The sequence below is a fragment of the Psychrobacter sp. genome, from assembly GCF_030454045.1.
GTDB lineage: Bacteria > Pseudomonadota > Gammaproteobacteria > Pseudomonadales > Moraxellaceae > Psychrobacter.
This window is the reverse complement of sequence record NZ_JAKDJE010000051.1, coordinates 1-21,147: the sequence shown is the minus strand read 5'-3', so window position 1 is coordinate 21,147 and position 21,147 is coordinate 1. Positions and strand designations below refer to the sequence as shown.

General features: G+C 45.7%; 18 protein-coding genes and 3 pseudogenes. 9 read left to right on the top strand and 12 right to left on the bottom strand.

From position 1 onward, the window contains the following. Together L0G63_RS09780 and L0G63_RS09775 are read left to right on the top strand one after the other, a co-directional pair. Positions 1–1,169: siderophore-interacting protein (locus L0G63_RS09780; RefSeq protein ID WP_301450480.1), on the top strand; the 1,169-nt coding region annotated here is incomplete at its 5' end. A 238-nt stretch (positions 1,170–1,407) separates the two neighbouring features. After that, the gene (locus tag L0G63_RS09775) at positions 1,408–1,764 is read left to right on the top strand and encodes a hypothetical protein (protein ID WP_301450479.1); all 357 of its coding nucleotides are present in this window, start codon (positions 1,408–1,410) and stop codon (positions 1,762–1,764) included. Between the two features lie 83 nt (positions 1,765–1,847). Here L0G63_RS09775 and L0G63_RS09770 read toward each other — a convergent pair whose 3' ends face one another. Further along, on the bottom strand, positions 1,848–2,432 hold the full coding sequence (locus L0G63_RS09770; RefSeq protein ID WP_301450478.1) for a TetR/AcrR family transcriptional regulator: 585 nt from the start codon (positions 2,430–2,432) through the stop codon (positions 1,848–1,850). A gap of 102 nt (positions 2,433–2,534) precedes the next feature. After that, positions 2,535–2,960 (bottom strand): glutathione binding-like protein, encoded by a 426-nt coding sequence (locus L0G63_RS09765; protein WP_301450477.1) that lies wholly within the window; start codon positions 2,958–2,960, stop codon positions 2,535–2,537. 16 nt (positions 2,961–2,976) lie between these two features. Here L0G63_RS09765 and L0G63_RS09760 point away from each other — a divergent pair. The 3 genes and pseudogenes from L0G63_RS09760 to L0G63_RS09750 form a co-directional block, all read left to right on the top strand. Further along, positions 2,977–3,171, top strand: a pseudogene (locus tag L0G63_RS09760) (integrase core domain-containing protein); the annotation flags it as partial. Between the two features lie 204 nt (positions 3,172–3,375). Next, entirely contained in the window at positions 3,376–4,338 is a 963-nt protein-coding gene (locus L0G63_RS09755; protein ID WP_301450476.1) for an acyltransferase, read from the top strand. A gap of 121 nt (positions 4,339–4,459) precedes the next feature. Then, a pseudogene (locus L0G63_RS09750) lies at positions 4,460–4,714 on the top strand (transposase); the annotation flags it as partial. Positions 4,715–4,956: 242 nt separating this feature from the next. Here the strand turns inward: L0G63_RS09750 and L0G63_RS09745 are convergent. After that, on the bottom strand, positions 4,957–5,640 hold the full coding sequence (locus L0G63_RS09745) for a cupin domain-containing protein (protein ID WP_301450475.1): 684 nt from the start codon (positions 5,638–5,640) through the stop codon (positions 4,957–4,959). A 214-nt stretch (positions 5,641–5,854) separates the two neighbouring features. Further along, entirely contained in the window at positions 5,855–6,718 is an 864-nt protein-coding gene (locus L0G63_RS09740) for a universal stress protein (RefSeq protein ID WP_301450474.1), read from the bottom strand. A 332-nt stretch (positions 6,719–7,050) separates the two neighbouring features. Here L0G63_RS09740 and L0G63_RS09735 point away from each other — a divergent pair, with 332 nt between their 5' ends. The 3 genes from L0G63_RS09735 (at position 7,051) to L0G63_RS09725 (ending at position 8,723) form a co-directional block, all read left to right on the top strand. Beyond that, positions 7,051–7,584 carry a DUF2058 domain-containing protein gene (locus L0G63_RS09735; protein ID WP_301450473.1) on the top strand — a complete coding sequence of 178 codons (534 nt, stop codon included), beginning with the start codon at positions 7,051–7,053 and terminating at the stop codon, positions 7,582–7,584. A gap of 390 nt (positions 7,585–7,974) precedes the next feature. Next, complete coding sequence (locus tag L0G63_RS09730) at positions 7,975–8,316, top strand: hypothetical protein (protein ID WP_301450472.1); 342 nt, start codon at positions 7,975–7,977, stop codon at positions 8,314–8,316. After that, on the top strand, positions 8,301–8,723 hold the full coding sequence (locus tag L0G63_RS09725) for a hypothetical protein (RefSeq protein WP_301450471.1): 423 nt from the start codon (positions 8,301–8,303) through the stop codon (positions 8,721–8,723). Before L0G63_RS09730 ends, L0G63_RS09725 begins: the two co-directional genes overlap by 16 nt. 117 nt (positions 8,724–8,840) lie before the next feature. Here L0G63_RS09725 and L0G63_RS09720 read toward each other — a convergent pair whose 3' ends face one another. The 7 genes and pseudogenes from L0G63_RS09720 to speB all read right to left on the bottom strand — a co-directional run bounded on the left by L0G63_RS09720 (position 8,841) and on the right by speB (position 17,883). Next, positions 8,841–10,370, bottom strand: coding sequence for an aldehyde dehydrogenase family protein (locus tag L0G63_RS09720; protein ID WP_301450470.1), 1,530 nt, complete (start codon positions 10,368–10,370; stop codon positions 8,841–8,843). A gap of 143 nt (positions 10,371–10,513) precedes the next feature. Continuing rightward, positions 10,514–11,917 carry a YjiH family protein gene (locus L0G63_RS09715; RefSeq protein ID WP_301450469.1) on the bottom strand — a complete coding sequence of 468 codons (1,404 nt, stop codon included), beginning with the start codon at positions 11,915–11,917 and terminating at the stop codon, positions 10,514–10,516. A gap of 135 nt (positions 11,918–12,052) precedes the next feature. After that, a complete protein-coding gene (locus L0G63_RS09710; RefSeq protein WP_301450468.1) occupies positions 12,053–13,771 on the bottom strand; it encodes a 5-guanidino-2-oxopentanoate decarboxylase in 1,719 nt (572 codons plus the stop codon). Between the two features lie 142 nt (positions 13,772–13,913). Next, complete coding sequence (locus L0G63_RS09705) at positions 13,914–14,657, bottom strand: MBL fold metallo-hydrolase (RefSeq protein ID WP_301450467.1); 744 nt, start codon at positions 14,655–14,657, stop codon at positions 13,914–13,916. Next, entirely contained in the window at positions 14,654–15,436 is a 783-nt protein-coding gene (locus tag L0G63_RS09700; RefSeq protein ID WP_301450466.1) for a carbon-nitrogen hydrolase family protein, read from the bottom strand. The genes L0G63_RS09705 and L0G63_RS09700 overlap by 4 nt, the downstream gene beginning before the upstream one ends. After that, positions 15,433–16,646, bottom strand: a pseudogene (locus L0G63_RS09695) (cytosine permease). The gene L0G63_RS09700 and the pseudogene L0G63_RS09695 overlap by 4 nt, the downstream one beginning before the upstream one ends. A gap of 268 nt (positions 16,647–16,914) precedes the next feature. Beyond that, on the bottom strand, positions 16,915–17,883 hold the full coding sequence (speB, locus tag L0G63_RS09690; protein WP_301450465.1) for an agmatinase: 969 nt from the start codon (positions 17,881–17,883) through the stop codon (positions 16,915–16,917). Positions 17,884–18,125: 242 nt separating this feature from the next. Here speB and L0G63_RS09685 point away from each other — a divergent pair, with 242 nt between their 5' ends. Then, positions 18,126–19,028 (top strand): LysR family transcriptional regulator, encoded by a 903-nt coding sequence (locus L0G63_RS09685; protein WP_301450464.1) that lies wholly within the window; start codon positions 18,126–18,128, stop codon positions 19,026–19,028. A gap of 30 nt (positions 19,029–19,058) precedes the next feature. Here L0G63_RS09685 and L0G63_RS09680 read toward each other — a convergent pair whose 3' ends face one another. Next, positions 19,059–20,852 (bottom strand): potassium/proton antiporter, encoded by a 1,794-nt coding sequence (locus L0G63_RS09680; protein ID WP_301450463.1) that lies wholly within the window; start codon positions 20,850–20,852, stop codon positions 19,059–19,061. Positions 20,853–21,147 lie beyond the last annotated feature (295 nt).

Below are 21,147 nucleotides of genomic sequence, written 5' to 3'. Positions count from 1 at the left end.
TAAGGTGTTGCTTATTTTTTTCAATGTTTTCTCAATTCTATACAGCCCCTACTATCAACCTCTCTGAATGGGATACTATAGAGGTGCAATTGACTCGCGTTTACGCTGAAGGTATCGAGCTACAATGGCAGCCAAAAAACCCAGCAGAACAGTCTACTAGCGCCCAAAGCAAATTCTATCAACGTCAGACTGTCTTTATTGCCTTTCCCGCAGCCATCACACATCCTGACGAGCTCCAAACCCAATATATTGCGCTCAAACAAAGGGCAGATAAAAAACTGGGCAAAAAAACCATCAAATTAATCCAGCAAACCTTTATTGTTGAAGACAGCTATAACGTTAGCGAAAACATGCTACGGCTTGAACTCAGCGTGCCTGAATTAAGTGATAGTGACCCATCAAACAAACCGCCCTCTTCAGTACCCATCAACGAGGCAGGTTACGCGTATTTGTTTGATTTAGAGCACAATGCATTGATTAAAGACATAACAGCTGACAATATTGATGACAGTAAAAATACCTCGCGCCTTGCTCGATCTCATTGTTATTACACCTTAAGAAAAGCATGGCAAACCCCTGCTGGCATACAAGCGTGGGTCGATGTTTTCTTGCATGGCAATACACCGGGCGGTAATTGGGCCAATTCACTACAAGCAGGTGATACCGTAGTGACAAAAAGGGAGTTTCCTGAAAAGGTCGAGCATTTGCGTGACGGTCAAGCGTTACTGATCGCTGATGAAACGTCTATGCCAACTGTCGCGAGATTACTCGAGCTTTGGGAAAACCCAACACCGCCGTTAGTTGTTAGTGTCACACAAAACGCGGCGGATCAACGTTATTTTGATACCGTAAAAATACGTAGTGGTATTGATATTGGTAGTATGAATAATAGTATTGACAGCAATAGTGAGCGCACTATTAAGAATACCGTTAAAGACAACTTCACCGTATTTCCAATCGTCACCGATCAGCAATGCTCAGGACAGCATTTAGCGTCCTTAATCGATAATACGATAGGCAATTATTTGACAGATCAACCCTTAAAAATTGATAAAGTCTGGGGTGCGTTAGAGGCAAGCACTGTCAAGGCACTACGGCCTATGCTTAGAGAGCGGCTTGATCTTAGCCGTGCAGAGGTGGTGATAAAGGTATATTGGCGTCAAGACTAAACCCATAAAATATGGCTTGTTGACCGCAACAATCGAGCTGAAGATGACAGTTTTTTAGCATTCTCATGCATAGCATTCACCACTGACCTGTTCATGACTAAGGTTTGTAGCAGCAAAGCATTGTACGCCATAGTCTTTGTTCAAGACCTTATTATGGCAGTAGTTCTCGCAAGAGACACCGCAGTTCAATGTAGGCGCGACGATTAACAGTGGTACCACAACGACGCTATCACAAGCGGTGATGGCTGCGTACGATGCACCCTTTCCCGATGAGTCGTACAAAGAAGGCGCGAGGCAATTTCCGCTGCTTGTCCCCACCACACCAGATGACCCTGCTTCAGAAAAAAATCGTGCCGCTTGGGTAGTACTGAGCAAATGGAAAAAACCTTTTATTACGCTGTTTAGTGATTCTGATCCAGTGACGGGTGGTGGCGATCGTATTTTGCAAAAACTCATCCCCGGCACCAATGGTCAGCAGCATACGACTATTATCAACGGTGGCCATTTTCTTCAAGAAGATCAAGGTGAAACGCTGGCTGAGCTGCTACTTAAATTCATTCGAGATAACCCTACCGACTCTACCAATACACCGTAACGACTCTTATTAAATGGCCAATAAAAAACACCCTGACTGTTTAAGTAGACAGTCAGGGTGTTTTCGCTAAAAAGTATCAGTCTTTATACGATGTTTTTAAAAATATCATCGATGTACTTTTCTACCGCAGCGTCATCACTGGTAATCTGATCATACGTCCTCAGACCTATGATCTGAATTTGAAGATAGCGTGCCAATTCAATCGGGTTTTTCTCTGCACTGATTTCACCACTATCAATAGCTTGTGCGAATAACGTGGCAAATGATGCCTCAATTTCTTCCAAAATCTCTGTGGCATGTGCCAATAGCTCGGGGCTATCATTCTGAGTCAATTCAGCGATCGTTTTTACAATCATGCACATACCACTTGGTGCTGTCGCTTTATTGACTACGATGACGGTATGGATAAAATGTTTTAATCCATCGAGCACGGTGTCTTTTTGCTCCATACAGTCAGCCAAACGCTTGGCATCATCTGCCGCATAACGGTTTAAGGACTCTATAAAGAGCTTGTCTTTACTACCAAAAGCGGCATAAATACTACCAGGATGCATATTGATGACGTCTTGCAGATTGCGCATCGAGGTTGCGTGATAGCCTTTTTCCCAATAGAGATTTTTTGCTTTTTCGATCACATCCTCGCGATTGAACTTTATTGGAGCACTCATAATTTTTACCTTAATCGCTTTGCCTCAAAACCTATTTTAAGGCAAAGTTTATAGAATCAACCTTAGTTGCTGTTTTTAATCACTTTTTTATTATAAAGCGTTTTACGCCTCTTTGCTGTTATTATCAAAATTCTGCGGGTAAAGCGCGCGTGCAGCAACCTCATCCAACTCAGTTTTAAAGTCGATGCCTTTAGGAATTTTACGCGCTTTTTGCACCGCAGGACGGGCATCAATAGTGGCAAACCAACGTTTTAGATTAGGATAATTATCTAACCCTGCGTCGCCCAATACCACCGTTGCCTTGTCTATCCAACCCCATGCGGAGATATCAGCGATTGAATACTCGTCTCCAACCAAATACTCACGGCCTTCCAAATGGGTGTCGAGCACTTCGTAATGACGCTCAGCCTCACGAAGATAGCGGTTCATCGCATAGGGGATTTTTTCTGGCGCCTTGTGTCTAAAATGCACAGACTGACCAGAATAAAGGCCCAGACCAGTTGCTAAAAACATCAACCATGAGAGCATCTTGCTACGATCTTCTGGCTGTCCTTATCAGAATGCTTATATTGAACGGTTTAATCGCAGTTACCGCAATGAGGTTTTAGACTGTTATCTTTTTAATAATTTAAACGAGGTTAGTAAGTTGACTGAAGACTGGATCAAGGTTTATAACAACGAAAGACCCCATGATTCACTTAATGATATGACACCTGCCGAGTACAGGCAGGTGGCTTAATTATTCTACGATGATGTTGTGTTAAGAATGGAGTATTTACAAGGTCATGCCTTAGTACGCTTTTTTATGGCAAAAATAATACTTTTTACTAAAGGTACTGTGTATTATTTTTTGTTAACACTCGTACACTAAGATTTATTTCTGCTAAAATCATGCAGTAATATTATCAATACCTCATCACTGGTATGAGAAAAAGGACTTACTATGCGATTGAAATCAATCGTTCAAAAACTACATGAACGCGCCCCAAAATTGGGTAAAGCCGCATCACTCACCACAGCCACGGGTGTGATTACCTTTAATAGTATCTTAGCAGGACCTCCTGTATGGATAATGGGCGCCGCCAAAGCCTTCACGGGTGCTGCTATCGCTGACAAAGCCGTTATCGATGTCACCAATTACTGGATCAATAGTAATAATGCCGTCATCGACAATGTCCTGCCTCGTAAAGACTGGCGTATCAGCTTGCCTGATGATGTACACACAGACGGACAATACCTACTGATCAGCAATCACCAATCGTGGGTCGATACCAGCATCATGCAATATATCAGTGAAAAACGCCTACCATTGACGCGCTTTTTTACCAAGTTTGAGCTCATCTATATTCCGGTGATTGGGCAGGCTTTCTACTTTCTCGACTTTCCTATGATGCGTCGACATTCTAAAGAAGCCATTGCCAAAAATCCTGCTTTAAAGGGCAAAGACATCGAAGAGGCCAAACGAGCCTGTGCGCTACTCAAAGATAAGCCTTTCACTTTGCTAAATTATTTGGAAGGAACGCGCTTCACCCCTAGCAAACGTGATAAGCAAAATTCACCCTATAAGCACTTGCTCAAGCCCCGTGCTGGCGGATTATCACTTGCTTTGAGCGCCCTAGGCTCAGAGATCGATGGTATCTTGGACATGACGATCGTCTATCCTGACGGCATACCCACTTATAGTGACTTATGGAAAGGCAACATCAAACGTCTAGGCGTCGATGTGCGTCATATCGAAATACCTGAAGACTTATTTACGGCAATCAAAAATGGCGGTTATGAAACAGATGACGCGGTAAAAGCACAGATGTTTGACTGGGTTGAGCAGGTATGGCACAAAAAAGATCAGCTGATCACAGACATGCTGGCTGACTTTGAGAATGAAGAGCCGATGAAAGAGGCTTAGTCTACAAATAGATAGTTCAACAGACTGAGTAAATTCTTTATACCAATAATGCTTAGTATTTGATAACCTCGAGGTGTTCTGCGCGTGTACTAATATATAGTAGAGCCTTTTCTACCAATGGTGCAAAAACACGCTAATACCATGCCTCAAAACGAGATGCGTAATCGTCATGGATAACGCCAGCTTTCATAAGCGCGTTCAGAGATTACTCAACAGGTATGGTCATCGCTTGTTATTTCTACCGCCTTACAGCCCTGATTTAAACCCTATTGAAAAAAAGTGGGCACAGGCTAAGTTTCTACGACAAGGGTGGATGGAGAATAATCTACCTAAACTGTTCAATGATATGAGCTGTGCTAATTTTATTATGGATTGACTATAAGACATGGATAGAAGAAATCAACTATTTTTAGAAGCGGACTTGTGATGTTGTCTAAGAAAGGGCTGTATTGATATAGAGCCGTTTATCTGGCTTGAGACGAGGTGATACGTTATATAAATCAGCTAAATAGGTCACTTCATGCTGGCGCTAACCATTCAAATTGATGAGTCAAATTAATAAGCAATCAGGCTCAATCCATGATTAGCAATCAGCGCAGTGTTATTGATCATAGGTCTTTAGGTATCGTCTGGCTTGTCTCCGATGACTTGGCTGAGATGCCCTGTTTTTAGATAGACAGTAGCGCCAGCAGCCCCTGCGCTGATATGCCCACACTCCCCTACAGGCAGCCGTAGCCAACTCCATCGCTGATATACTTGGCTATCCTCTATGAGCTCGCCTGCCAATACCAATAGCTCTGCACCATTGGGCACTGGTGTATCAAGTAGCAACTCTCCTGCCTCTATACGTTGCAAGCTCACCTGCTCGACATCATCTGAGAACAGAGGACATACATCGCGATTATGTTGTCGCTGCCAATTGGCACCATCGTGAGTATCGATGGCCACATGCTGCGTTTCACCAGGTGACACCTGCCGTAGTTTAACGAAAATCACTGCGCCTTCATCACTATAAGGCCTATGACCGGATGCTGGTGGATTGCGCACGTACCAACCTGCCGGATAATGGGTATCGTCTGCAGAAAAAGTCCCTGACAATACTAGAATCTCTTCACCGCCGGGATGCAGGTGGTGCGGAAAATAAGAGTTCGGTGCATAACGTACTAGGCTCGTCGCACGCGCCCTCTCCTCTCCTATACGGTCAAGCATCACTCGCTCCACGCCATTCTGTGGTGATTTGACCCACCCGTGGTCTTCAGGTGCTAGCGAAGCACGACGTGAAAAATCTGCATTGATACGCATAAGGGGTTCCAAAGATAGAATGAGTGGCGTCAGCAAGTGAGCCGTTATGAGATATAGATTGGTTATCTAAAATATCGATAACCAATCCTCTTTATGAATATTGCGCTGCTGAGAGCGATACACTGATCGCTCGTGTCTCGAACAAGGCACGGCCTTAATTTAGTGTCACTTTATCGAAAAACAAGCGACTCATGACAATTTATTAATGCATCCATTAGCGTACCAAAATTACAGGGGATAAGGTACTTGCAATGATCTCTGTGGTGGTACTGCCAAGAAACAACTGCTGCCATTTAGAGTGTCCATAAGCACCGACCACCATGATGTCAATATCGTTGTCGACTTGAAACGTTAATAACCCATCGACCGCATCAGAAGCAGACAGGTGATGCGCCTCAACGATATAACCTGCATCTTCCAATTTTGCAGCAGCCGCGCTCATGCTTTGCTTGGCGGCATCATTATGATTGCCGACCATCACGATGTGGCCTTCCAAACCTTTCAATAATGGGCTTTTTGCGACCATCCATGCCGCTTTTATAGAGGTCTTGCTACCATCAAAAGCAATCATATATGAGCTAGGCTCTTTAAAAGTCTCTGAGCAAATCAGTATAGGGATATCCGATGCGCGAGCTACCGTTTCGATTTGGCTGCCGATATTGATGCGGCTATTTTTGTGGTCTTCGCCGCGGCGGCCCATGACGATCGCGCGATTTTCTTCTTTGAAATGCTCGATGCTAGGAAGCAATTTACCATGACGTTGATAAATGCGCACATTGACATCCGCAAAGCTGTCTTTGATATGGCTTTTTGCATCTTGTACTAAGGCGTTGCTATAGCTATTGACGACTTTTGCCCTTTGCTCATCTAGCTGGGACAACTCTTCTAACAAAAACTGGCGACTGTTTATCCCTATCGCGCCTGACAGATCACGTCTGACTGAAGCAGGGATGTCGCTGACATGCAGCAACCCAACAGGCAAGTTCAGTTTGCTGGCATACCATGCGGCATAGTCACAAACCGATTCAGTCACTGCTGAGCCGTCAATACAGGCTAGAATGTGCTGTGATGTTGTCATAATCTGTCCTTAGATATGTTATTTAATCCCATACAGCTTGTTATATATGACCAAGCTATGCCCATTGTTTGAGAGATGTTTCTAAAAACTGCTCTCTTAATTGGATGATACCCAATTTGGTCGGTTTCATCCAGCGATGTACACGCTTTTGTAAAATCACAAACGTGCTAGCACTATTATTTTATATAGTTTACAAGAGTATTGTTTTAACACCCCGATGAACTCTGGTCATTGTCTAACCACAAGCGTTAGTAAAGTTTGCTACAATACCTCTTTTAGTATTTATGATTCAGTATTTAAGACTTACGTATCGTTATTTAGGTGATTGAATTATGGCAAAGAACGCCCTACAGGCTCAACTATTAAAGGCTGGATTGGTCGATAGTAAAAAAGCCAAAAAAATCAGCAAGCAAACGCAGCATGCCAAGCGTATTGGCGACTCAGAGAGTTTAGAGACCAAAAAAGCATTGGCAGAGGCTCAAGCGCAAAAGCTTGAGAAAGACCAAAAGCTCAATCAGCAAAAACAGCAAGCTTTAGAAGAAAAGGCGCTGAGGGCTAACATCATTCAAATGATTAAGCAGCATCAGATAGCCGATACGGATGGTGACGTTAGCTATCAATTCGTCGATGCGTTTAAAGTGAAAAAAATATCCATCACGCAAAAGCTATACGATCAAATCGTCGCCGGTCACGTGGTGATTGCACGATTAGAAGACAGCTACGCGTTACTGCCGCGCCCACTCGCAGATCGTATCGATACAAAAATGGAAGGGTTTATGGTCGTGTCCAACGATACCGCTGAAGACACGCCAGAAGAAGATGATCCTTACGCCGCTTATGTGATTCCAGACGATTTGATGTGGTAATCTCTCGCCTGTTCACGCAGCGATTAGATAAGCATTCAAACAGCAGCCCTTCATGGAGCATCCGTTCTATGAAGGGCTGCTTTTATTTGTGAGATGCTGATATAAATACCAGACAACGCAGCCCAAGCCATATACTATAAAGGCAAGCGTTCTGACTGTTATCACAGTCGCGTCATCCATATTCGTATTGCTATGTTAGCGCATACCGCCGTTAGCGCACACCGTCAGCATTTGGATCATAAAGCGATAACGGTCGCCTTCACCAGACTATGAGGCCAGACCAATCATGATGAAAAGAATATTTTTAATACTATTTCTACTGATCGTAGTGGCCAGTTTTTTTATTTTGATCTCAATCAATTATTGACGCTTGAGGGCTTAAAAGGATCGATGGCGCAGTTTGATGCGTACAAAGCGCAGTCACCATTCTTGATTATTGGTGGATTCTTTTTACTTTATGTGGTCGTCACTGCTCTCTCCTTACCTAGCGCTACTATTTTGACGCTGGCAGCTGGGGCACTGTTCGGTTTGGTGCAAGGCTTACTTATTGCTTCGTCTGCTTCCAGTACCGGTGCAACGCTTGCTTTTTTGACCTCACGTTACCTGCTGCGCGACACTATCAAATCGTCGGGCCCTATCAGTTTACACATGTGGCGTCGCATCAAGGGTGGTACGCTGCTGTCAATGGCTTGTTTGGTTACTTTAAGAAATTCAAGGTGGATTACCGAGTAATTCTATGGACGACTTTCATTGATCCAGAAGTCGCTCGCGTGGGTTTGAACGAGCAAGAAGCAATCGACAAAGGGATTGATTTTGAAGTGACGCGCTATGACTTTAAAGAGCTAGATCGTGCGATTACTGATAGCGCCGCCAAAGGTTTTATTAAAGTCATCACCCCTAAAGGCAAAGATAAAATCCTAGGGGTGACGATAGTGGCTGAGCATGCTGGTGACTTGATGAGCGATTTTGTACTGGCGATGAAACATGGTTTGGGGCTCAATAAAATATTGGGTACAATTCATACCTACCCGACATGGGCGGAAGGCAACAAATACGTCGCTGGTGAATGGAAACGTAATCACGCCCCTGAAGCCGTATTGAACTGGTTAGAAAAATACCATACATGGCGTCGTGGTTAGTTAGGCATTTACCGATAAGTAACCTGACTTGCAGAACAGGTTTGGACGCTAGCTATCAATAACGATATTAACAGCTAGGTACGAAGTTCTAAAACAGCTAATAAAACTACGAGCGACTCAATCAGTCAGCAATACATGTTTACTCTTTTGGTAAGCGGATAAACCATCGCTGCCCAGCTCACGCCCGATTCCGCTTTGCTTAAACCCGCCCCAGCCTGCTTCTGGTAGCACGATTTGTTGCTCATTGATCCAAATGTGTCCTGCTTGAATTTGCAGTGCCATCTCCAGTGCCGCAGCCTCATCAGCGCTCACAATGGTCGCTGCCAAGGCAAACTTGCTATCATTGGCCAAGCGAATGGCCTCTGCATTGTCGGTAAAAGTTGTACTGACCAACACAGGACCAAACACTTCTTCCATCCATAATTGGCTGGTCGTTGGCACCTCTGTATAAATGGTTGGCGATACAAAGTAGCCTGCAGCGTCAATTACCTCGCCCCCCGTTAAGCATGTGAGCTGTTCGATCGTGGCAATATCAAAGTAGTTTTTGACTTGGTTTAGTTGCTGTACGCTGACCAGTGGACCCATTTGTGTATCAGCATCAAAGCCATCACCAATTTGTAGACTCTCCGTTTTTGCTTTTAAGGTCGCAAATAGTGGTTCGGCAATACTTTGATGGACGATCAGTCGTGAAGTAGCCGAGCATATTTGGCCAGCATTGGTAAATATACCACCGATGATTAAATCACAGGCATGGTCGATATCGGCATCTGCACATACCACGATGGCTGACTTGCCGCCCAGCTCTAGGCTGATGTCTTTGACACTTGTCGCCGCTTGGCTCATGACTTTTTCGCCCACCACATTACTGCCGGTAAACGAGACTTTATCAATATGCGGATGGCTGGTCATGGCAGCGCCCACTTCCGCCGCACCCGGTAAGATATTCACCACGCCTTTGGGCAGTCCTATCTTGGATAGGATATTACCCAGCATCAGCTCTGGTAATAGCGTCACCTCAGACGGTTTTAATAATACAGTACAGCCCGCCGCTAGCGCCGGTGCTAGCTTCCAAGCAGTCGTCACCATAGGGAAATTCCAAGGCGTAATCAGCGCACAAATACCCACAGGCGCGTAGGTCTTTAGCAGTCGTAGGCCTGACTCAAGCGTGGACACCTCAGACCATGTGTCTTGATCGCTTATCAAATTAGCATAGTAGCGATAGCAGGCGATAGCGTCTCCCACGTCTATCTTGGCCTCCTCAATTGGCTTACCGTTATTTAGCACCGATAGCCCAACCAACTTATCAAATTGCTGCTCCATAGAGGCTGCAATCGCATTCAGATAACGGGCGCGCTCGCTGACGTCAATCTGCGACCAGCTGTCATAAGCCTCAGAGGCAGCCTTGACCGCTGTCTCTACATGATTATTGGTACATAGGCGCGTCGTTGCAATTACCTCTCCTGAGTTGGGATCATATAAGGCATGGTTATTTGTATGATCAAAGTCTGTGTTATCAGAGTCAGTCGCAGGCGCTTCAATCTCAATCCAGTCGCCATTGATATAGGCCGCATTTAACACAACTTCATTTTGAGCCGTTTGTGTTGCGCCTTCTCTGGTTAGGCTTGTAGCGTTCATCAATTCCACCATGGTTAATTGCCTTATATTTTTGGATAAAATTTTATTTATTTGCATAGCACGTGCAACGTAATTGATGAAATAATCGGTTTATCTGATGACAGAAAAACCAATTATTTTTTACGTTATATGCTTTATTGATATTGAATCTGCGACTAATAAAGCAGGTGCGCGACTGAGGTAATCACCACCAAACTGATGAGCGTACGAAGGATAAAAATCCCAAACAGCTCCAATATGTTGAGTTTGATGTTTGATTTCAAAATCAGCGCACCGACTTCAGACATATAGATAATCTGCGTAATTGAGGCGGCACCCACGATGAAGCGTGTCATTTCACTCTCAATGCTTTTACCGACCAGCGCTGGCAAGTACATATCCGCAAAGCCCATAATCATGGCAGGTGCAGCTTTTGCCGCCTCTGGAATCTGCAACCATTCAAGCAATGGCACAAGTGGGGTCGCAAGCCAGTTAAAGACAGGCGTATACTCTGCTAAGCCCAAGCCAATCGTACCGATAGCAAAGACAACTGGGATCAATCCAAAGTAAATATCAAACAAATTGCCCACGCTGCGTTTGAACACGTAACCCAAGCTTGGCATAGAGTGTGCGCGAGTGACGGCGCGATTGACCGCCCATTGGTAAGTGGTATATCCAGCAGGAATGCCTTCGTCTAACATACTTTTGCCAGAATGATAGCTGTCAGGCTTCATTGACAATGGCGGTATACGCGGCATGATGATCGCAGCGATAAACCCAGTCAGCGCAATGGTCAGATAAAAATAGACAAAGTTATTGTCCACGCCAATGGTTTTGGCAACCACATAGGTAAAGGCGATGGAAGTCACTGAAAAGGTGGTGGCAATGATGGCTGCTTCACGCTGACTATAAAAACTCTTATCATACTGCTGCATGGTGACCAGCAGGCCGATAGATGCGGCCCCAAACCAAGAAGACATCGCATCAACGGCAGAGCGACCTGGTAGTTTAAACAGTTTGACAAATATCTTGCTGGCCAATGTGCCCAAGAACTCCATGAGACCAAAGTCAGTCAAAAATGGTAGCGATAAAATGGCAAAGAAGAACAATGGAATCAGAATAGGGATCAAGTCTTCAAAAATGACGCCGCCCGTATTGCGATTAATAATAAACTCAGGGCCGACTTGCAGATAAATCATCCAAACAAACACCATCCCTAACAAACGCGTGGTCAGCCAAAACCAATCAACATCAAAAAGGTTTTTTATCAGTGAGCCTTCAGCCAAATTGGGTTTTAATACCTTTACTGCCAGTGCCCCAAGACAGGAAATGGTCACGATCGCCATGGTGATATAGACCACAAATCCGCCCAATATTGCTTGCAAAGTATCGGTCAACACGCCCAATAAAATGGTGACCTTACCATCCCACTGAAACGGTATGATAAATAGCGCAATACCCAATGCTGAAAATAGCAGAAACTTCCACATTGACGCTCGCCACTGCCCTGCCTGCGGTGTGTTTGGATCGACATCGTTTCCTAATATCGGTTGCTGCGATTTATCAATAGCATTCGTCATTTACCTTCTCCTTAATGGGTGGTGATCGCCAGTTTTTCCGTTTTTTATCTGACCAATCGCGAGGTTTGCTCTAATGGACATTTTTCCTTGAGCGACCCGCGTTTATAGTCCTTTGAGCATTGTTTATGAGTACCGTTAACTAAAATAGGTAACCGTCTCACCCATCTCTTTGAGAAAGTCATCCGCTTCATCAATCTCATAAATGATCGGTTGCTTGCCTGTCGTGTCTGTTTTTAGCGCCTCTAGCAATTGCTGCTTGTCCGTAATTCTGCGATACCCTGCCCCAAACCCTGCGGCTAATGGTTCAAAGTTTGGCGTTTTAATATTGACGCCGATCAGTGGCAGGCCGCCCTCTTCCATATAACGTCGAATCTCACCATACCCTTGGTCGTTCCATAACAGGACAATCAATGGCAGCTCAAGCTCTGCTGCGCAAATAAGCTCTGCAATGGTAAACTGAATCCCGCCATCACCGATTAAGCTAACGACTGGTAGGTTCGAGCCAATCATGGCACCAATAGCGGCGGGCAAGCCATACCCTAACGTGCCAAAGCCCGTTGAGGAGTTAAACCATTTGCGCGTTGCCAATGCTTCAAAGCCAAGGTTGCCGCTATAGACAGGTTGGGTTGAGTCGCCCACAAAAATCACACCTTCCACTTCATCTCGAATCAGTTTTAATAAGGCGTTTTGACCCACAAAGTCTGGAGTTGTATCTTGTAAAAAGGCTTGTTTTGCCTCGTTCACGCGTGACAATGCTTGATGATCGAATACTTGACCGTTTGATATTTGATTTTCTAAACGACTGCACAGGCCACTAATAGCCATCTGCGCGTCAGACAATACCGCGATATCCGCTCTAAACGGACGCTGCAATTGCTGGGCATCGCAGTCGATACGCACCAGTGTGCCATTGATTTTGAACTCACCATTAAAAAACACATCGTAATCGGTCTCGCCAAGCTCAGTACCAATGGCGAGCACCCAATCTGCCTCTGTAATCACCGCTCGGCCTGCTTCTAATGACTGGTTACTACCCAAGCTCAACGGATGAGCAGGTGGCAGTAGCCCTTTGGCATTGATGGTCAAAAACGTGGGCGCATCGATCAGCTCTGCCAGTTTTTGCGCATCGTGATCGACATCGACACAGCCACCGCCGTAAAGCAGCACTGGGTTTTTTGCGGTTTTTAATGATTCAACAATCAAATCTAACTGTGCAGGGTTTGGGAGCGCTCTCATCACTTGTGGTGACGCTAAGCTATTAGTTACACCCCTTAGACTAGGCGGCTTGGCAACATGGCTGGCATCAGCGGTGATGACATCAATAGGCAACTGGATATGGACTGGTCCTGGACGTGCGCCATTAAATAAGGCAAAAGCTTCTGCGATAACTTTGGGCAATGACTCAGGCTGCCAGATAGTTTTACTTGCGAGCACCACATTACTGACCATACCCTGTTGATCGTGCAACTCGTGCAAGTGCCCCTCTCCACTTCCCGTATCTTTGACTTTATTGACACTAGAGATCACTAACATCGGTATGGAGTCAGCCAATGCCTGCGCCATCGCCGTCATAATGTTGGTCATGCCAGGACCTGTGATGATAAAACATACGCCGATCTTGCCAGAGGCACGATAATAACCATCAGCCATGAACCCAGCGCCTTGCTCGTGACGCGGGGTCACATGGCGAATATTGGTATTGGGTAGGCCGCGATATAGCTCTACTGTGTGTACCCCCGGTATGCCAAAGACGGTCTCTACTCCATAGTATTCTAGCCACTGGACGAGCAACTCACCGCAGGTCAGAGGCTGGGTGTCAAATGATGAAAGAGATGTTTGGGTCAATTGGGTCATGGGGTAATCATCCTAAAATTTTAATCAGTGTTGGGTTAGGTGTTTTATTTGAAATAGCTTTTTATTTAGCGTCGTTATTTATTTTGAGTAGCTATTTATGTTGAATAACCATTTGTTTTAGATTCTAGCTAAATGCAATAAATCACAAATCATGATGCCTTAACCAGTCATCGATCATCACGTGCAGACGCTTGCCTGAAAAACTGGGAAAGTGACCGCCATGAACAACACGCACAGGCAGCGCATTGAGACGGCGCATGCTCTTGGCATAGTCAGTCATGTCGCTGTGCCATGTATCTTCGATCAATGGACCGTCATAGATAAGATCACCAGAAATGAGCGTTTCGCTAGCCGCTTCCCACAAAGCGATACCGCCTGGTGAGTGACCGGGTGTATGAATCACCTCAAATTGACGATTACCTAAATCGATCATATCGCCATCTTCTAGTTGCATAATTTTGGCAGGTGCAATGATTTTATAGCCGCAATGGGCGTAAGGCTCGGGCGGTAGCGCGTCAAACATCTCATCATTGACAAACATATCCGCCAACGTACGGGCATTGTCTAGTTCAGCGAGAATATGGGCTTCAGCAGAATGCACGTGACAGCAGTCAAACTCGCTGGCAGCGCCGATATGATCGAAATGCGTATGGCTGGCAACGCCCACGATATCGCGATCAGCAAGTAGAGCCACGTGACGACGCAGCGGCACTGCGCCTAATCCGAAATCTACTAACAAATCACGATGACTGCCGCGCACGTGCCACAGATTGCAGCGAAAAAATGGCTTGATCCACGGTTCATCGATGAGCGTAATACCATCGCTATGCGCGGTGGTGCGATACCAGTTCTCTGGCTTGATACGCGCTAATGATTGTTCGCTCATAAGTCAGCTCCATCAGAAACCTGTAGATCTTTGAGATAATCTTGGTGCGTACGGCTCTCATCAATACGGGCAAGATCGATATCAACGATCATCGTGCCAGCCGCTAAGTCAAGTCTACCGAGCACTTCACCGTCGGGACCAGCGACAATGCTATTGCCACAGTACTGAAGATTGTCTTCCTCACCCGAGCGATTGATACAAGCGACAAAGCATTGATTGTCCATGGCACGAGCGCGTATTTGGAGAACTTGACGTTCTGCATTTGGTAGCATGTTTGCTGTCGGTGATAGGATGATTTGCGCGCCTGCCTGCGCAAGCTCTCTTGCCACTTCTGGGAACTCATTGTCATAACAAATCATCAAGCCTAATTTGCCAAATCGCGTATCGACGACGCAGGACTTTTTGCCTGCTGTAAAAAACTCGTGTTCGCGATCCCACAAGTAGTGCTTGTCATAAGTCGCAAGATGCTGTCCGTTGTCATCTATCAAGATAGCAACATTACTCAGCTTGCCACTAGGACGGCGCTCAGCGAGACCAAACAACACATGTAACTTGTACTGAACAGCCAGCTTTGCCACTTGGGTCACAATTGGCCCATCGATCGCTTCCGCTAAATCATCAAGGCGCTCAAAGATGTTGTAGCCTGTGAATGCAAGCTCTGGTAGTGCAATCAGATTGACTTTTGCTTCTACAGCGAGGCGACAAAGCGACTCTAGTGCCTCTAGGTTGGCGACTGGTTCAGCCCATAAGGGATTGGTTTGAGCGATCATCAGTTTCATAATACCCCCTTCTCTTGAGCTGGAGTAACAACCTCACTCGGACGGGTAAACACCGTCGCACCTAACCAGTAGAGACAACCTGTGATGATAAAGACGGGTAATGACGCACCAAATGACGGCGGTGCAATCAGTGTCCAATAAGCTGCAAGCGCTGCGCCAATCAAGTAGGCTGCAATGGCAATCTTTGCCGTCGGATGTCCCAATTGATGCGTGGCGTCAAGCAGTTTTGCGGTATAGCCTTCTTTGCCCACAAGGAAGTAATCGACAATCATGACTGAAAATGCAGGAATAAATAGCGCGCCCACGACCAGCAGGAAGTTTTGGAACTGATCCAAAATACCCGGAATTAGCGCCCCAAAGATAGTGACCAAACCGATGACAAGAGCAGGTTTCCAAAAGCTCATATTCGGCGCGACATTCATACAAGATAACGTAGCACTATAGACTGCCATCACATTGGTCGTCATGACCGAAAAGAAAATCACCAAGGCGGCAGGCAAACCAAAACCAAAGTCTGCAAGCAAGCGTGTCGGGTCATATTCTGTTCCAAACCATACATGATAGACAGACCAGATATCATCGCACCCAAGCCCATGGCTACCAAGGTGGCTATCAAATAGCCCAAATACGTGCCCCAAATAGCAATCTTGTCACTCTTACAATTGCGGTTATAATCGGCTGCTAAAGATATCCACGAGAATGCTGTAGCGATGACAATGTCAAAGGCAACTCCCAAAGTAATACCGCTACGTGTCTCAATAGGCATCGCAAACAGCTTAAACACCGCATAATGTTGATTAAGCTGATAAAGTACGACTACCGTCAGTATGGCCATTGCCATTGCTGCCCAACGCTCAACCCGTTCAATCCCAAGATGGCCTCTTAGCACTATTAGCAAGACAGCCACCTCGCTTAAAATCACAAATAGCGGCAGATTGCTATAGCCAATAGTGGCATCGACCGCATAATCGAGACTCATGCCAGCCAGTAGCGCCTGAATACAACTCCATGCAATCAGCACCCCTGTATTGACCAATGAAATAAGTTTACTGCCAGCTGGCCCATAGGCACGGCGCGTTAACACCATTGATGGCAAGCGGGTACGCTGACCCATCAGCCCAACCAGTAGCAAAGGTATCGCACCGATTAAAGAACCTATCAGCACTACGGTAATAGCAGTTGTAAAGCGCAAATCAGGAACCAACAACATCCCTGTTAAAATAGTCGTCACGACAACATTTGCGCCAAACCAAAGCGCAAACGTACCAACCGAGCCTAGACTGTGCCCAGCCTCATTTGGAGATAGCGTGTCTTGACCAAAAAACGAAGAGGATTTACTCATTGGGGTCTTCCTTAACCGAATTATTTTCATACCAGCAACTCAACACACTGGTCACCATCTCATCAGGCTGCTATCCCTAATGTACCGCATTGGGCAACCGCCTTATGCGCCAACTCTAGCCAATCAGTGTCTGCTACTAGTAGACAGCTTTTACCTTGTCGTCGTAGCGTACGCCAGGTAGGATACATAGCATCTCAAACAGCAGGTTCGCCGCCAGTACAGAGGTGTTACCAAATGGATCGTATGGCGGTGATACTTCGACTAAGTCACCACCGACCACATCAAGACCACGCATCCCGCGTATGATTTCGATGCCTTGCGTGGAGGTCAGACCACCGATCTCAGCCGTGCCTGTACCGGGTGCAAATGCAGGGTCAATCCCATCGATATCGAAACTTAGATAAACAGGGCCATCGCCTAGCTTTTCGCGTACTTCTGCCATGAGCGGCGTCAGCGACTTATACCAGCACTCTTCTGCCGGTACCACACGAAACCCTTGCTGGGTTGACCAGTCAAACTCTTCGGCGCTATAGCCTGTACCACGCAGACCAATCTGCACCACGCGATTACCATCGATGAGGTTTTCTTCGACAGCGCGGCGGAACGGCGTGCCATGAGCGATTTTTTCGCCAAACATGTCATCATTGATATCCGCGTGGGCATCGATATGCACCATGCCAACTGGGCCGTGTTTTTTGGCAAGTGCCCGCAGGATAGGCAGTGCGATGGTGTGGTCACCACCCAGTGTGAGCGGAATTGCGCCATGTTTAACGATTTTATCGGTATAGAATTTTTCGATGATATCGACGCTTTTTAGTAGGTTAAACGTATTGATAGGCACATCACCGATATCAGCCACTTGCAGTGACTCAAATGGCGCAGCACGTGTCGCCACGTTGTAAGGTCGAATCATTCTTGACTCATCACGAATCTGTCTTGGCCCCAATCTGGCACCGCTACGGTTTGAGGCGCCAATATCTAACGGCACGCCAACGAATGCCACATCTAACCCTTCTGCATCAGATTGCGTTGGCAAGCGCATCATAGAAGCGAAGCCGCCAAATCTTGGCATATCGTTGCCACTTAATGGTTGATTTAATGTCATCAGTTACTTCCCTATTTTATTTGATTTATATACACAATTTGCTACATACAATTGACAATACATAAATATAAGGGAAGGAACCATGGTAAAATTTAGAAGTAAACTTCTGCTTTTTCGTAGTAAAGTGGTTTTATCGGTTATTATCAGAAGTTTAAGAAAAATACTACTGCTTGATAAAGTAGGTTTAATGGATAAAGCAATTTGTTGCGATAACACGTTATTGCGAAAGTAAGGAGTCAGGTATGATATTGGATGAGCTGATAAAAATAGACATCAAAACCCTACGTAGCTTTATGGCTATCGTGGAGTGTCAAGGCGTGACTGCCGCTCAGTCGCGTTTGAATGTCACAACCTCGGTGATTAGTGGACACTTAACTCATTTAGAAGATCGCTTGGGTATGACGCTCTGTCATCGCGGTCGAGCGGGTTTTAAGCTGACTGAGGATGGCGCGGCTGTCTATGAGGCATGTTTGGGCTTTACCGAATCGGTCGCAAGCTTTCAGCATCAACTGCATTATATTAAGCAATTAGACTCGGTTCATGGTGGTCATATTAGGCTTTGCTTGATTGATCAGATGCCCAAGTTTTTTTATGACGCGCTTAGACAGCGCCTTGCCAGCAGCTATCGAAATAACCCGCTGATCCACTTTTCTATCGACGTACAAAGCCCTGAGAGCATGCTAGAAAAGCTCTTAAGTAACGAGAGTGACATTGGTGTGGGTTATTTTGGTAGCTTTCCGCCGTTACTGACGTTTAAGCCAGCATTTGTCGAAAAACAAGTGGTCTGCTGCGGACGTGAGCATAAGCTATTTTATAACTCAGAAGGATTGACTTTTGAAGATTTAGAGCAGAATTATCCGTGGATAAAAAGGGGCTACGTGGTCGAGCATCATATCAATCATATCCGCCCCAAAACCTTGAGCGCCACCACTTATCACATGGAGGCAACTGCGCAGCTGATCCTTGCAGGCCATCATGTGGGGTACTTACCGCGTGATTTGGCGAGACGTTATGAGGGCATGGGACTGATGAAAATACTCCTACCCAATGAAGCAAGCTACGATGTCGAGCATCATTGGGCGTATCGCGAGAATCAACACAAACAAGTGGCTGACTTTTTGCACAAGATGATGAACTTGTTATGAGGGTACGACTAAAATGTGCCTAAAATGCGACTACGCCGTTTCTACATACGGTCGTTGATGCTTGAGACCAATGCTTCTAAGCTTACCTTTTTCGCCTACTTCTTTGATGACCAGTGACCACTCATCGTTCACCACAACCGTATCGCCTGAAACGGGTGCGGTACCTAAATGTGAGGTCACATACTCAGCGACCGTCTGCTCCCACATATCTTTGGTACTGTCCGCTTCGGTCGTTTTCAGCGTTTTTACCAAAGGTTTGGCGACCATGGCTTCTGAAAAAAATGGCAAATCTCCGAGTTTTACACTGGGTGATAGCAACCAATCACCATAAAAGTCATCAATCGCCTTACGATCTAGCGTCGTATCATTAAAAATCTTGGCAATTTTGCTCGCATGATTGCCGCGCATGGCGTACCAAACGCTATCGCCAAATTTTATTTTGGTCTGTTCATCGACGACGACAATTTGTTGTCCCCGTACCAACGCAAATACGCTGATTTCATCAGGGCTAATGCCTTTTGAGATTCCCATAGGATGACGACCAATTGCAAAGGCGCCTGATTGCGCCTCAAACTCATACAAAGTAATGCTCGCTTTATCTGACACCCAAACCTCGTGTTCTTCTTTGGGATCTTTATTGGTTGGAATACGTACCTTAAATAAATTCGCCATAGTAGGAATGGTCGTGCCTTGCAAAATCAGTGACAGCACCACAACCCCAAACGCAATATCAAAGAGCATAAAGGCATTATCTATCCCTGCCATCACAGGCAAAATCGCAAGGGTAATAGGCACCGCTCCGCGCAAACCAACCCAAGAGATAAATCCAATCTCGCGGTCTTTAAACTTAAAGGGCTTCACGCTCGTATAAACAGCAATAGGACGGGCAACAAAGATCATGAACGCCGCTATCGCCACCGAATAATGCCAGACGTTGAGGACGTTTGATGGCGTGACCAATAATCCCAACACTACAAACAATACCGCTTGCGACAACCATGCAAAGCTGTCCATCACTCGCATGACATGCTCGGTTGAGCGCACTTTGTGATTACCGATGAGCACCCCTGTGAGATACACCGCCAAAAACCCACTGCCGCCGATCAAGTTGGTCGCAGCAAATACCGCCAAGCCAGCGGAGAGTATCAAAATGGCATACATACCCTCTGCCAGATGTATCTTGGGTAATAACCGAGAGAGCAAATAACCAAAGAGCAAGCCCATACCCAATCCAAAGCTCAACTGTCGAAACAGTAAAACCAAAAAGCCAAATGCTGTCTCACCAGCAGGGTCGACGTTTAGGGCAATGAGACCCGTTACTAATAAAATAGCCAAGGGATCGTTGGCACCAGACTCTAACTCAAGCGTGGCTTGGACGCGGTCATTGAGCTTGACGCCACCATTACGCAGTAGAGAGAATACAGCGGCCGCATCGGTTGAGCCCACAATGGCTGCCATCAATAGCCCAAAGCGCCAATCAACATCGAGTAGCCACGTGACAAATACCCCGAGCACCAAAACCGTGACCAGTACGCCCCAAGTAGCCAAGGTAATCGCAGGTTTTAGACCGACCCGAAACGACTTAAAAGACGTACGTAGCCCACCATCTAATAGAATACAAGCCAGCGCCGCTTGACCCACAAAATTGGCCAGCCCATATTGAGAAAACTCAATACCCAAGATACCCTGCTCGCCTGCCAACATACCGACGATCAAAAACAGCAATAGCAAGGGCACACCCAAACGCGCCGATAACGTGCTCGCCATGATACTGGCGAAAATAAGTACTGCCCCTACGAGGTATAGGATATTCAAGGTATCCATTTTTTAAAGCCCTGTTTTTTATAGTTATTGCATCAATATTGAATGAAGCATAATAGTACTTGATTGCGAAAATATTTCCGTTATCGCACTGTTATTAGATATCACGCCAGAGAGTTTCTCATCAGCAACGATTGTCAGAGCTATTAATAAAAGCAATTTACACTGACTCTATATCGGTATTAAGAGTAACATCTGCTACTAAATTTATAGACAATATTTCGAGAAAAGTTATCGAATATACTAGGGTGTGTTGACATATATAGAATAATTGACAATCATAGTGTTATGACTAGAT